12 protein-coding genes and 1 riboswitch are annotated in these 13,096 nt (G+C 47.8%); of the genes, 9 read left to right on the forward strand and 3 right to left on the reverse strand.

From position 1 onward, the window contains the following. The 5 genes from FSB84_RS07055 (at nucleotide 1) to FSB84_RS07075 (ending at nucleotide 3,392) form a co-directional block, all read left to right on the forward strand. Nucleotides 1-462 (forward strand): hypothetical protein, encoded by a 462-nt coding sequence (locus FSB84_RS07055; RefSeq protein ID WP_130542229.1) that lies wholly within the window; start codon nucleotides 1-3, stop codon nucleotides 460-462. A 33-nt stretch (nucleotides 463-495) separates the two neighbouring features. Further along, a riboswitch (TPP riboswitch) is annotated at nucleotides 496-587 on the forward strand. Nucleotides 588-707: 120 nt separating this feature from the next. Then, the gene (locus tag FSB84_RS07060) at nucleotides 708-1,406 is read left to right on the forward strand and encodes a class I SAM-dependent methyltransferase (RefSeq protein ID WP_130542228.1); all 699 of its coding nucleotides are present in this window, start codon (nucleotides 708-710) and stop codon (nucleotides 1,404-1,406) included. A gap of 6 nt (nucleotides 1,407-1,412) precedes the next feature. Beyond that, complete coding sequence (locus tag FSB84_RS07065) at nucleotides 1,413-2,459, forward strand: AIR synthase-related protein (protein ID WP_130542227.1); 1,047 nt, start codon at nucleotides 1,413-1,415, stop codon at nucleotides 2,457-2,459. Then, nucleotides 2,456-3,100 carry a thiamine phosphate synthase gene (locus FSB84_RS07070; RefSeq protein ID WP_158643803.1) on the forward strand — a complete coding sequence of 215 codons (645 nt, stop codon included), beginning with the start codon at nucleotides 2,456-2,458 and terminating at the stop codon, nucleotides 3,098-3,100. The genes FSB84_RS07065 and FSB84_RS07070 overlap by 4 nt, the downstream gene beginning before the upstream one ends. A 1-nt stretch (nucleotide 3,101) precedes the next feature. Continuing rightward, nucleotides 3,102-3,392, forward strand: a complete 291-nt coding sequence (locus FSB84_RS07075) for a Trm112 family protein (protein WP_130542225.1) — start codon at nucleotides 3,102-3,104, stop codon at nucleotides 3,390-3,392. Here FSB84_RS07075 and FSB84_RS07080 read toward each other — a convergent pair. Beyond that, nucleotides 3,385-4,281: a diacylglycerol/lipid kinase family protein gene (locus tag FSB84_RS07080; RefSeq protein ID WP_158643804.1), complete on the reverse strand. Its 897-nt coding sequence runs from the start codon at nucleotides 4,279-4,281 to the stop codon at nucleotides 3,385-3,387. The two genes, FSB84_RS07075 and FSB84_RS07080, sit on opposite strands and share 8 nt — an antisense overlap. Before the next feature lie 84 nt (nucleotides 4,282-4,365). Here FSB84_RS07080 and surE point away from each other — a divergent pair, with 84 nt between their 5' ends. After that, nucleotides 4,366-5,094 carry a 5'/3'-nucleotidase SurE gene (gene surE / locus FSB84_RS07085; RefSeq protein ID WP_130542223.1) on the forward strand — a complete coding sequence of 243 codons (729 nt, stop codon included), beginning with the start codon at nucleotides 4,366-4,368 and terminating at the stop codon, nucleotides 5,092-5,094. A 1-nt stretch (nucleotide 5,095) separates the two neighbouring features. Here the strand turns inward: surE and FSB84_RS07090 are convergent, their stop codons facing one another. Beyond that, nucleotides 5,096-6,553 carry a hypothetical protein gene (locus FSB84_RS07090; protein WP_225980002.1) on the reverse strand — a complete coding sequence of 486 codons (1,458 nt, stop codon included), beginning with the start codon at nucleotides 6,551-6,553 and terminating at the stop codon, nucleotides 5,096-5,098. Between the two features lie 613 nt (nucleotides 6,554-7,166). Here FSB84_RS07090 and FSB84_RS07095 point away from each other — a divergent pair. From FSB84_RS07095 to FSB84_RS07105, 3 genes are all read left to right on the forward strand, one after another. Continuing rightward, nucleotides 7,167-10,217, forward strand: coding sequence for a glycosyltransferase family 117 protein (locus tag FSB84_RS07095; protein WP_130542221.1), 3,051 nt, complete (start codon nucleotides 7,167-7,169; stop codon nucleotides 10,215-10,217). A 69-nt stretch (nucleotides 10,218-10,286) separates the two neighbouring features. Continuing rightward, entirely contained in the window at nucleotides 10,287-10,934 is a 648-nt protein-coding gene (locus FSB84_RS07100; RefSeq protein WP_225980003.1) for a peptidylprolyl isomerase, read from the forward strand. A gap of 39 nt (nucleotides 10,935-10,973) precedes the next feature. Continuing rightward, entirely contained in the window at nucleotides 10,974-12,020 is a 1,047-nt protein-coding gene (locus FSB84_RS07105; protein WP_130542220.1) for a nucleoid-associated protein, read from the forward strand. Nucleotides 12,021-12,085: 65 nt separating this feature from the next. Here the strand turns inward: FSB84_RS07105 and FSB84_RS07110 are convergent, their stop codons facing one another. Beyond that, nucleotides 12,086-13,093, reverse strand: a complete 1,008-nt coding sequence (locus tag FSB84_RS07110; protein ID WP_130542219.1) for an EamA family transporter — start codon at nucleotides 13,091-13,093, stop codon at nucleotides 12,086-12,088. Between the last annotated feature and the right edge of the window lie 3 nt (nucleotides 13,094-13,096).

Genomic DNA, 13,096 nt, shown 5'->3' on the forward strand with positions numbered 1-13,096 from the left:
ATGAGATCTTCATACATTTTCGGAATACTGCTGATTCTGGTAACGGCCTTCTCCAATATGGCGATGGCGCAGCAACTGCCATCATCCTACAGTAAGCACGAGAAAAATATGCCGGCATCCGTTAAGAAGGCGATCGTCAAAATGCAGGCGAATCCCCGCAGTTCACGTGTAATGGCCAATTCAGCCATGCGGCCGGTGCAACTGAACACACAACAACGGGGTTCTATCGCTGACCGGGAACGTGTGCTCGCCATGTTGCTGGAAAGAAAGTCGAATCCAAAAGCCAGGCCCATCGAGAGCATCGCCAACGTCAACAGGAGCTCTAATTCGTCTCGGTCCCGTATGGTGCAGATGCAACAAACACAAAGGCATGCTGTAACATATCAAACCGAAACACAGAAAAAAGCAGAGCGCAAAGCCACTGCGGACAAGGTGCTGGCACAGATGAAAAGAAAACGCTGAGAATTCAGGAAACAGTAATAAATTTGGTCATTAATTATTGCATCGGGGTGCTACACAGTAGCTGAGATGATACCCGGGAACCTGAACTGGTTAATACCAGCGGAGGGAATGCAAGGTGACACTGATTGTACTTCATTGTATTCAGCATAAACCACATTTTCTTCGAACAGGAAATGTGGTTTTTTCTTTTACCATATTCCTGTTCGATCCCATTAGTTCCCCCGTGCAGTGTAAAAACTGTAAAAATGGAACTTCAACAACTCACCAAAGGGATCAGAACCTGGCAGCAAAGGCCAGAATGGTTCTTCAACAGGGAACACACAGATTCTTACGAACAATGGTACGAAGGCCGCTACAAGCGCGCTGAAGTCTGGCAGAAAAAAACGATCGGCAGCCTTATCAAAAAAGACGAACGCATCAAAACGCTTCTCGAATTCGGATGCGGCACCACACGATTCACCAGGTGGTGGCATAATATCGGAATCCAGGCAACAGGAGCAGATCTTTCGCCATTCATGCTTGGACAGGGAAGACATCTTTTCGATGGTAACCTCGCACTGGCCGACGCGCATTACATGCCTTTCAAAGACAAAACCTTCGATTCACTTGCTTTCATCACCACCTTCGAATATTACCGCGATCCCATCCAGGTGATACGCGAAGCACGCAGAGTGGCAAAGCATGGGATCGTATTTGGAATGATGAACCGTAACTCGCCCAAATTCATCAGACGCCGCGTGCAACAGGCTTTCGGAAAGAACCCCTTTTATGTGACTGCCCATTTCTACACACCGGATTCGCTCATCAGCAAGATCAATGAAGCCTTGAACGGCGAGAACTATTCCATCGAATGGACCTGCACGGGCCTGCCGAAATGGTTTCCTGTGCAGCAATGGGGAATGCCATATGGAGACTTCTTTGCACTCTTCGTTCAATTTAAATGATGAACTATGTCAGCATTTGTTGAAAGTGGAAAACTGCACATGGATCTGTTCAATCGGCTTATCTATCCTTTACGGGGAGCCGAAAACAAGATGGTGTCCACCGGACCAGAGTATGGAGTGGATGTATCTATCGTCGATTTGCCGGGAGGCTATTCGATGGCGCTCACCAGTGACCCGTTATCCTGGATACCAACGCTGGGGCTCCGCGAATCGGCATGGCTTTCCGTACATCTTATGGCCAATGATATCGCCACTACTTCCCAGCCGCCGCAGTTTGCACAACTGGTATTGAACCTGCCGGAATCGGCTTCAAGTGCTGAGTTTGAAGAGTACTGGATGTTCGTGCACCAGTACTGCAAAGACATTGGCGTTGCAATTACAGGCGGACATACCGGTAAGGCCGCTGGTCAGCATTCCACCATTGCAGGCGGCGGCACCATGATCAGTATTGCGCCGGCAGGAAAAATGCTGCTCAGCAAATATGCAAGACCTGGCGATCTCATCATGATCACCAAAGAAGCCGCACAGATAGCCAGTTCCATACTGGCGCTCAGTTTTCCTGAAACAGTAAAGAAGAATTGTGGAAAAGAGATATGGGAGAAAGCCGCAGGACTTTTCCAGGAAACAAGCTCCTTACAGGCAGGCTTATGCGCTGCCAGTCTGCCCGTAACAGCCATGCACGATGTTACCGAAGGCGGACTGCTCGGCGCCATATATGAAATGGCAATAGCTGCAGACTGTGGCGCTATTATCGATTCAGAAGAATTGCCTGTTGGAACTGCACAGCAGGCTGTTTGCGATCTGTTTGCCATCGATCCATTGCGCTGTATCGGCGCAGGCTCCATGATCATGGCCGTGAATCCGGAGCATGAAGCCACAGTGCTGCATCAATTTGCACTTGAGAAAATAAAAGTATCGGTGGTAGGAGAATTCACCGCAGAAGAACAGGGCATCAGGTTACAAAAAGATGATGGCATCGAAACGCTTTCACGCCCGGGATCCGATCCCTACTGGAATGCATTCTTTCAAGCTTTAAAAAACGAATGGAAATGATAACGAATACCACTATCCGCGGCGGTGTTTACCTGGTAGTAGACCCTTCTGCGTTAACAGACGGATCATATCAAAAGATCCGGCTTGCATTGAAAAGCGGACTGTCAGCCATTCAGGTCTGGAACCACTGGCAACACATCACTGCTAAAGCAGAAATAGTGCAAACCCTCGTGGATCTGGCGCAACCATTCGGTGTGCCAGTGCTGATCAACGAGAACTGGGAATTGCTCATGGAAACTGAAGCCAACGGTATTCACTTCGATCTGCCATCCGATAATCTGGCCCTGATCAGGAAAGCCATCGGTCGAAACATTATCACCGGTATCACCTGTGAAAATAACCTGGAAACAGTTCAGTATGCCATTGATCAGAAAATGGATTATATCTCTTTCTGTTCTGTATTCCCTTCCGGCTCCGCCAATAGTTGCGAATGGGTGAAACCCGCAACCATCGCGGCTGCCAGGGCAATGACCAATATTCCCATTTTTGCAGCGGGTGGCATTACGGCCAGCAATCTCCCTGAAATATTGCCAACAGGGCTCGATGGCGTAGCTGTGATCAACAGCATCATGAAAGCGGAAGATCCCGCAGCTGTAACCACTGCATTCAACAAGATCCTTCAACAACAAAAAACTCATTAACATGCACCCGGATTTCATACATCAACTCTGTTGTCCTTTCGATAAAAAAGATCTTCAACTCAAAGTATTTGCTACCGATACCAATAATCATATCATCGAAGGTCTCCTTAGTTGCAGCCATTGCAGCAGATACTATCCCATCATACACGGAGTGCCCATCATGAGCCCTGACGAATACAGGGAATGGCAACTGGAAGCGCCCATAGTTAAACAATGGGAACATAAGCTGGAAGGAAAGAAATTCGAATCCTTCAGGCTTGAAAATTCAAATATAAAAGTGGAAACTAAATGACTGATGGTTTTGCGGGAATCAGGAAGCTGACCATTTCTGGCAACAATTCGATCACTGCCGTCAATGGAGGCTTTTCTTTTTTCTCCAGGGCATCATCGATATGAACCTGTGCTCCTGTCCATTCAAGGTGAACACGCTTGCAGGCGAGTGAATGAAAGGGTGGCGTTGCTTCTTCCTTATTCAAACGATGACGGAGGTATTCGATCAGCTTGCTGCGTTCATCTTCCCGGATCCACACAGCATCGAAGCGCCCATCTCCGGGATCGGCCTGTGGAGCCAGTTTCAGATTGGGACCGATACTATGCGCATTCATGATCTCCAGCAAGAGGTAGTCGCCTGAGTGATCATTGCCATCCAGCTCCAGTTTGCAGTAACGGCTCTTCGCTGTCTGGGCAATGTCCAGCAATGTAGTCAATGCCAGTTCCAGTGATTCTTCCGCAGTTTCAGGAACATCATCCACCTTATTCATTTCCTTGATCAATTTGGGGAAGAGACCGAAGCCCACTCCTTCCAGGAAGATCTGTTCATCACCTTCCTGTTTGAAAAGACCGAGATCGAATTTCTTGATAAGCCCCGGCTTCCACGCTTCAACGATCTCTTCCAGCTCGCCGCTGATACCCAGGGTGCCTGCGATATTATTGGCAGTGCCCGCAGGCAGCAGTGCTAAAGGAATATGCGTTTGATCCTGCTTCACAAGGTTGCGAACTACCTTGCCTACGGTGCCGTCCCCGCCCGCAATAACGATCAGGTCCGCATCAGGATCGATGGTCTCCCAACCTTCCTTTTTTGTTGAAAAATATCTACACTCATAGTCCTGTGATTTGAGCAGGTCGAGCAGTTTTTGCTTCGTGTGTTCCTGGTCCCCGGCTCCGGGGTTGTGGATTAACATGGCCAACTTCATAGAATGAATTCTATTAATAAAAGCATACCAACAATATTTCCCGCAGGCATGATTATGATAAGCAATTATTTCATGAGAATACTGGTAACCAACGACGATGGAATTTACAGCCCGGGTATTGCATCCCTGGCGAAGATCGCTTCCAGATTCGGAGAAGTGCTGGTAGTGGCGCCCGATGTGGAGCAGTCTTCCATGGGCCATGCGATCACTCACTCCCGGCCACTTTTTTACAAGAAATCGCCTATATCCTTTGAAGGAATGGAAGCTTACAGAGTAAATGGTACACCTGCGGACTGTGTAGCCCTGGGCACGCATATGTGGGCAGATATTGAAGTAGTGCTCTCTGGCATCAATATGGGACTGAACCTCGGAAATGGTATGTGGCACTCGGGAACACTTGCTGCCGCCAAACAGGCTGCACTGCTGGGTTTGCGGGGTATTGCACTTAGTACTGTTGCCGGAAAAACGGAGCCCGATTTCGATACACTCGGCCCATATGTGGAGAGGACACTCAGCAGATTGCTCGAAATGAAAGATGCGAAACTGCTGAACGTGAATTTTCCTCCGGTGCCAAGAGGCATCAAGTGGACCCGCCAGTCGGTTCGCTTCTACGACGGTAAGATTGTTCCGGGAATGGACCCAATGGGAAGAAAGCATTACTGGTTCACGGTGATCCCGCTGGAACCTGCCGAAGAGGATACAGACAGGTGGGCCATCGAAAATGAATATGTTTCGGTTACCCCTCTGCGTTTAGATCTGACAGATGAAGCCCAGTTGAAAGATATGATCAATCATTCCTGACCTAATGCTTAACGGTAGCCCGTTCAGGCTTTACCCTGCGCTTGCTCTCGAGGTATTTCGCATGAACCACATCGCCCATGGGCTTCTCATACACTTTACTTTCCACCCAGGACACAACATCCAGGTAAGCAAAGGCACGCGTTTCAAAGCGGTTCCCTTCCAGGTGTTTGATCTTTTGCAGGAATTTCTCCAGCTCAGGCTTTAGCTTGCGGGGAGAAACATCGAATGAGTTGCGAAGGAACCTGAACATCTCCTCTTCCACCATCGTCAGGTTCTGCATTTTGGCCATAAAACGGTACACGCTCTTTATGAGCGATTCCATGATATCATAATTGCCCATTTCATAATGAGCCATCAGGTGCAGCAGACGTGCGTAACATTGCAGGTCAACACGCAGGTCTGGAACAGACACGTTCATGATCTTCTGCAGGTAGTCGATACTGGTAGAATAATCGCCGGCTCCAAAATGAAGGGTAGCGAACTTGTAATTGAACACCAGGATCCGGTGAGTGTCTACATATAGCTCGTAATCGTTGAGGTCTTTTTCAATTTCAGGAACAATGGCGAGGCCCTGCTTGAAAGTGCCTTGCATCAGGTGCTGGTTCAGGCGGGCGCCGCTGATATAGATAAAGGTATGTACCCGGAAATTGTCGTGCGCCTTGGCGAGATCTGTATCTGCATACTCCTGGAATTTGCGGAGCGTAAGATCGAACTGATCGAAGTTGCGCAGATCGAAATGGGCATTGAGCAAATTGTGCATGCCCTTCACATAATGACCGGGCTCCACGGAAATCATCACCGGCTGTTCTTCAAACAGCTCGATCCATTTCTTGCTGTTGCGGTAGTACATCAGCCAGTCCTGACGGATGAAAGCAAACCAGCAATAGCTTTGATAAAGATATAATCGTTCATACCAGTCCGTTACCTTGTGCGCATTTTCGGGGAGGTTCTTTTTGAAGAAGTCCTTGATATCTTTCTCTTCATCCTGGTTACGGGCGTGGCCATTGCGGATGAACCAGCGGTACATGAGCAGCGCGAGGTTAGACAATTTCACTACACTGTCGATATGCTGGCTGATCTCGAGCGCTTCCCTGGCCAGCAGTTCCGTTTTTTCCTGCGAGCTGCGGGTAATATGGAGTGTTTCGATCTTCTTCTCCAGCGAAATCACTTGTGCCAGGTAGTTATATTTATGATTCTCTTTGGCGAACTCCTTGGCTTTCTCAAGGATCTTAAGCGCCTGAATTTTTAGTCCTTTATTATACAGTACACGGGCATAATCGAGTTGTTCGCTGAGCTGCAGGTCTATATTCTCTGCAGTCTTCAGGAGCCGCAATCCTGCTAACAACTGTTTGTAAAGATGTGTTTTGAGGTTGGCCAGCTGCGGTTTAGTGATGGGCGACAGTTTTTTCAGCAATACTTTCTCATCATACTCCGGTAATTTGTCCAGCGCATCGAACAATTGGATGATTTTTAGGTCCTCCTTGGCGGAACTTCTGGTGATATATAGCTTAAAATGCCTTTTTTCCGACTTCTCCAGAGATCGAACTAACTGAAATAATGAGTCTGTAAATGGGTTGGCCCTCATATTGAAATTCTCCTAAAACGCACGCCCGGTAAGGGTTTTAAGATTTATTTACCAGTTTTGGGATGATAAAATACGTAATAAGTTGTTTTGCCAGCAGTGATTTCTCGTGTTATTTTTACATCGGATTTGAAACAAACATATGGCCAAGCAATCGTAAGCAGGCAGCAATAGAAAGAGGCAAAAGACAAAGTGACAAGCAAAGCAGAGTTAGAGGCCGAATATCAAATCCACACGAAAAAGATTTTTAAGAATTTTCATATGGCAAGCAATCGTTAGAGGTCATCTGTTTCTACAGAAGACCCTTTTTTTTACGGCTGCAATATAATACAAAAACGATTCGCACACTATAATCGCCGGAAAATTGCAAGGAAATGTTAAAGCTGCCTTAGTTTCCGCTTCTTTTATCTCACCGGTATTTCATTCCCCGCTCAAATGCACGAAATTTAAAGGAACACATCTCCTTTACTTCATCTAATGCCTTAATGCTATGCAGTTCAACAAATTGAACAACCTGTTCGGGTGGCTGGTCTGTGCAGTGGCCTGTACCACTTACCTGATCACTTTAGAACCAACTACCAGCTTCTGGGATTGCGGCGAATTCATATCCAGCGCCAACAAACTTCAGATCCCGCATCCTCCCGGCTCTCCGCTCTTCATTCTTATGGGAAGATTTTTTGTAGTGCTTTTTGGTGATAACCCACAAACTGCAGCCATTGCTGTGAACAGCATGAGCGCAATCGCCAGCGGATTCACCATTCTCTTCCTGTTCTGGACCATCACGTATTTTGCCAGAAAGCTGGTGCTGCCTGCATCACAGGCAACTCCAACAGGTCAGCAGACTTTCACTATTCTCAGCGCCGGAGTGATCGGCTCACTCGCATATGCATTCTCCGATTCTTTCTGGTTCAGCGCTGTGGAAGGTGAAGTATATGCGCTCAGCTCTTTCTTTACAGCACTGGTGTTCTGGGCCATCTTCAAGTGGGAAGCCAGGGCCAACGAGCCACGCGCCGATCGCTGGCTGGTATTTATCTTCTTTATGATGGGGCTTTCCATCGGAGTGCATCTCCTGAACCTGCTCACAATCCCCGCGGTTTTGATGGTGTATTATTTCAAGAAATACAAATTCACCAGGCGTGGCGCTTTCATTGCGCTCATCACTGGTTGCGCCATTACGGTGTTCATCATGAAATTCATCGTCCAAAGCACCATCCGTGGTGCCGGACAATTCGATATTTTCTTCACCAATGAATTTGGGCTGCCTTTCTTTACAGGTTTCATTATTTTCTTCGCACTGATCGGCGCCGGACTATTACTGGCCATCCGGTATGCTTCCCGAAGGAACTGGTACAGGGCAAAGCTCGCACTCTGGTGCGCCTTGTTCGTGATGCTGGGCTATTCTACTTACACCACAACGCTGATCAGGTCCAACGCCGACCCTGCCGTGAACATGTTCAGTGTGGATAATCCGATCAGCCTCGCCTCCTATCTTGGACGCGAAAGTTATAACGACTGGCCCCTGTTCTATGGTCCCGATTTCACGGAACGCGCACCCTTCAAGAAAGCAGGAGAAGAATATGTAAAAGGAGAAAAGAAATACGAAACTGCCGGTCCAAAATACGTTCAGGACTGGGCCAATGCACCGGGCGCTCATTTCTTCCCGCGCATCTGGGATAATAATGACGACCGGAATCAAAAAGCCTGCTACTATAACTTCACCGGCCTCGAAGAAGGTGAAACGCCCACCATGAAAGATAATATCGCTTACTTCTCCCGCTATCAGGCAGGCTGGATGTACATGCGATATTTCATGTGGAATTTCGCCGGAAGACAAAATGATCTGCAGGGATACGGCAACCCACGTGACAGTAATTTCATCAGCGGTATCAATTTCGTTGACAACTCTCTTTACGGCAATCAATCGAAAATGCCCGACACCGCCCGCGAAAGCAACAAAGCCTATAACCGTTTATTCATGCTGCCCCTGGCTCTTGGCCTGGTTGGGTTATTCTTTCAACTCAGGCGGAATAACAAAGACTGGTTCGTGAATACACTGCTTTTCCTCATCACCGGAATAGGCATCGTTATCTTCCTGAATCAATCCGGTCATCAACCACGAGAGCGTGATTATGCATTCGTAGGATCCTTCTATGCCTTTGCTGTCTGGATCGGACTGGGAGTAGTGGGGCTGATCAGTTTTACACAAAAACATATCAAAAAGCCGGCAGCGGCCTGGGCTACAGCTGCCCTCTGTTTTTTTGCTGTGCCTGTGCTGATGGCCCAACAGGAATGGGATGATCACGATCGCAGTGGAAAAACCCTGGCCCGCGATCTCGCCCGTAACTATCTCGAAAGCTGCCCGCCAAACGCCATCCTCATCACTGCCGAAGACAACGACACCTATCCCATCTGGTATCTCCAGGAAGTGGAAGGTGTGCGAAGGGATGTACGCGTGGTGATTGCTACCATGATCGGAAACGACTGGTGCATCGATCAGCTTCGCTACAAAGTGAACAACAGCGCGCCGGTGGATGTGCTGTTCACCAAAGAACAAGTAGCCGGCAACAAGAGAGGTGTGGTATACTTCAATAAAATGCAGGGCTTCGATCCCGAAAAGCATTATGACCTCTATGAATCCTTAAAAAACACCGTAGCCTCGGATGACAGCAAATACACTACTGTAACCGAAGATGGAGAAACATATCATCTTCTTCCCATGAATAAATTCAGCATCCCCGTGGATCAGGCCAAAGCAATCGCCAGTGGTGCGGCGCATAACGGCGAGAAAATAGCAGATCAGTTGTTGCTGGATTTTTCAGGAAAGAATTATCTCTTCAAACACGAGCTGGCTCCCCTGGCCATCATAGCAGCCAATAAATGGGAAAGGCCCATCTGCTTTGCTTCTTCGCAAACGGCCTCCGATTATGGATTAGGGAATTATGTGAGATCGAAAGGACTTGTATACCAGTTGAGCCCTGTCCAGAACAGTGAAGTGGATAACGAAACGGCCTACGCCAATGTGATGAACCATTTCCAGTATGGCAATACCCATAAATCGGGCATGTACCTGGATGAAACAAATCGTTTAAGGCTCAACGTGATCAAGATGGCTCATGTGCAGCTCGCCATGAGCCTGGTTAAAGCCGGAGAAATGGAAAAGGCGAAAAAAGTGCTACGTCGTTTTGACGAGAACGTTAGTCCGGCCAATATGCCTTATGGGTTCACCAGCAACAGGGGCAATCAGCATAATATTATGTCACTGCAGTTCCTGCATGCCTGTTACCTGGCCGGTGATCTGGAATTGGCGAAGAAAGTAACGGCATCATTGCGCAAGGATCTGTTGCAGCAGATGGAATACTATCGCTCACTGGGAGAAGAGCCACAAAGTGATGATGAGTTGGCCCGGAATGCTTACCAGCTGATACAGGGTGGAGGCGCTTCACTGAATAATCACCAGGTTTCATTCGCCAATGATATTCTCAGCAGCTTCCAGTTGCTGAACCAGGTAAGTGAATGGGAAAAGCAACCAGCAGCTTTATAGAAAAATGAAATAATAGAATGAAGAAAGCAGCAGTACATGTATTGCTGCTTTCTTTTTAGATTTGTGCATATGAAGCCTGTAAGATTTACTCAGGGTGTTACAGACACTCGCGGGAATGCGAGCAACAGGTTGCAGCGAAAGTATTGGTGGCAACTGATCGTGCTGGTGATGCTGTTTGCAGGCTGCTCCTCCGGCAACTCCAAACATCCCCGGGTTGAGATCAGTACACGCCAGGGCGATATCATTATCGAACTCTATCCAGATAAAGCACCCAAAAGCGTTGCAGCTTTCTTAAGCTATATAGAAAAGGATCTTTACAACAACGCCAGTTTTTACCGTGTTTTGAACGATGAGAACCAACCCTCCAATGCAGCCAAAGCCAATGTGATCCAGGGAGGATTGTACAGATCTAAGAAAAGGCCCGAACTGCCAGGCATCCCGCACGAGTCCACCAAGGAAACAGGTATCCTCCATAAAGACGGTGTTGTTTCCCTTGCACGCACAGATCCGGGCACTGCCACCAGCGAATTCTTCATCTGTATCGGCGATCAGCCCGGATTCGATGCAGGCGGCGCCAACAATGCAGACGGACTCGGCTATGCCGCCTTCGGACGCGTAGTGAAAGGGCTTGACATCGTGAGGAAGATCTACAACCAACCCGAATACGATCAATATTTCGATCCTCCTGTTCCTATTTACAACATCAAAAAGTTGTAACGGCTTGCTTATCTTCGCGGCCTCAAAAACCGTAGTAACATGACAGGCATCGATAGTGTACAGTTGGAGAAAGTGATCGTTCACAAGATCGGTAATCCCTCCCGTGGCGAAGATCTGCACCTGAGTGAAAATCCGCTTACACTCAACGACGAGATCGTGAGAGGCCTGCTCACCAAATACTTCCTCGGAGCCTTCAACGAAAACGAACTCTTCCACTTCACGCATATCAGCGACCTCCAGATGAATGAAGTGTACCGTTATGTGGCTGCCATCTTTGAAGACAGGGAATCCTTCATGGAACAGGCAGCCTATATTGCCCGGTTCCTCTACACAAAATCCACGCACGTAAAAGTAAAAGAAGGCGAACTCTACGTTGTGCAATTCGACAATGTTCCCTTTGAAGGAGAATATATCCCCGCTATCGGTATCTTCAAATCTGAAACCAAAGAATCTTTCCTGAGAGTATTTCCCCACGGGAAAAGCTATGAGGTATTACATGAAGAAGGCGTCAACATCAATAAAATGGACAAGGGCTGCCTCGTATTCAGGACAAATACCGTAGAAGGCTTCAAGGTTTGCGTGGTAGACAGCACCAATAAGAACAATGATGCGCAATACTGGGTGGAAGAGTTCCTGCAGATAACCCCCTATGCAGACAGCTATCACAATACCGACAAGGTCCTCAACCTCTGCAAACAATTCATCACCCAGGAATACCCTGAGAAATTCGACGTTTCCAAAAGTGACCAGATAGACCTGCTCAACAGGAGCATGGACTACTTCAAAAGCAAGGAGCAGTTCAGCTTGCAGGAGTTTGCTGAAGAAGTGATGCACCACCAGGAAGTGGTTGACACCTTTATGGATTACAAGAAGAATTTCGAGTCAGCGAAGAACTTTGAATTGAACGATGAATTCGCCATCCACATCAATGCGGTGAAAAAGCAGCAACGCGTTTTCAAAACTGTTTTGAAGCTTGACAAGAACTTCCATATCTATATTCACGGAAGACGAGACCTGATTGAAAAAGGAGTGGATGAAATGACCGGAAAGAAATACTACAAGATCTTTTTCGACGAAGAAAGCTGATAAATGCCGCAGGAAAAAACAGGATCTCCATCCGTAAAATTGAAGACCCTGCCTGCAATGGCTGACTAGGCCATCTTTTCCTGAGCATTTGAAACAATGAGACGTTTATTCAACACTGGCGTTGAGCCTTTGCCTGAATTTCCTTTATCAGAATTGCGGTATTTGGCGAGGTTGATCAGCAGCACGCTTCCCAGGATAACGCCCAGTCCAAGCAACTGCCAGAAGCTCATTACCTCATTGGCGAAGAACACGCCAAGCAACACAGCTACAACAGGGTTCACATAAGCGTAGGTGCTCACCTGTGTTGGGCTTCTCACCTGTAACAGCCATACATATGCGCTGAAAGCGAGGATCGATCCAAACACGATCAGGTAGGCCAGGGAAAGCCATGCACTATTGCTCACGGCAGCAAAGCTGAAATCTTTCCATTCTCCGGCAATGAAACTACCCGGCAGGAAGATAAAGCCGGCAGTCAGCATTTGAATGGTGGTGTTTACCAACGCGGATCCTGTTGAATTGTATTTTGAATAAATGGAACCACCTGCCCAGCTGATACATCCCGCCAATACGATAAGGAGGCCAACCAGGGTTTCTCCGCCTCCGGGCGTATTCATGATCGCATCCAGCTGATCACTCAGCAACAGTACTACACCAATGAAACCGATGATTAGTCCAACGATGGTGCTGGTGCTGCGGAAATTCTCTTTCCATTTTGATTTATCGAGTAAAAGGAACCAGATAGGCGCTGAAGAGATCCAAACGGCTACCAGAGAACTGGGTAATGTTTTCTCGGCCCAGATCACACAGCCGTTTCCGATGAACAGCAACAGTGCTCCTGTGATGATGGCCGCTTTGAATTGCTGAGGATTCCAGAGCTTCTCTCCCCTGATCAGACACCAGGCCAGCATGATGCCACCGGCCACCAGGAAACGAAAAGCTCCCATGATCAAAGGCGGAAAATCGTGCACAGCCTTTTGAATGAAAAAATAAGTGGAACCCCAAACCAGGTACACAGTGGCGAACGCGAGGATCACCATGATCGTTGAAGCGGGCTTTTTAGCTACAGTTGACATACG

The sequence above is a fragment of the Pseudobacter ginsenosidimutans genome, from assembly GCF_007970185.1.
GTDB classification, from domain to species: Bacteria; Bacteroidota; Bacteroidia; order Chitinophagales; family Chitinophagaceae; genus Pseudobacter; species Pseudobacter ginsenosidimutans.

Excerpts from the sequence above, each read along its gene's own strand:
- FSB84_RS07065 (WP_130542227.1), top strand. The coding sequence starts at position 1,413 with ATGTCAGCATTTGTTGAAAGTGGAAAACTGCACATGGATCTGTTCAAT.
- surE (WP_130542223.1), top strand. The coding sequence starts at position 4,366 with ATGAGAATACTGGTAACCAACGACGATGGAATTTACAGCCCGGGTATT.
- FSB84_RS07105 (WP_130542220.1), top strand. The coding sequence starts at position 10,974 with ATGACAGGCATCGATAGTGTACAGTTGGAGAAAGTGATCGTTCACAAG.
- FSB84_RS07070 (WP_158643803.1), top strand. The coding sequence starts at position 2,456 with ATGATAACGAATACCACTATCCGCGGCGGTGTTTACCTGGTAGTAGAC.
- FSB84_RS07080 (WP_158643804.1), bottom strand. The coding sequence starts at position 4,281 with ATGTTAATCCACAACCCCGGAGCCGGGGACCAGGAACACACGAAGCAA.
- FSB84_RS07100 (WP_225980003.1), top strand. The coding sequence starts at position 10,287 with ATGAAGCCTGTAAGATTTACTCAGGGTGTTACAGACACTCGCGGGAAT.
- FSB84_RS07110 (WP_130542219.1), bottom strand. The coding sequence starts at position 13,093 with ATGTCAACTGTAGCTAAAAAGCCCGCTTCAACGATCATGGTGATCCTC.
- FSB84_RS07060 (WP_130542228.1), top strand. The coding sequence starts at position 708 with ATGGAACTTCAACAACTCACCAAAGGGATCAGAACCTGGCAGCAAAGG.
- FSB84_RS07055 (WP_130542229.1), top strand. The coding sequence starts at position 1 with ATGAGATCTTCATACATTTTCGGAATACTGCTGATTCTGGTAACGGCC.
- FSB84_RS07095 (WP_130542221.1), top strand. The coding sequence starts at position 7,167 with ATGCAGTTCAACAAATTGAACAACCTGTTCGGGTGGCTGGTCTGTGCA.
- FSB84_RS07075 (WP_130542225.1), top strand. The coding sequence starts at position 3,102 with ATGCACCCGGATTTCATACATCAACTCTGTTGTCCTTTCGATAAAAAA.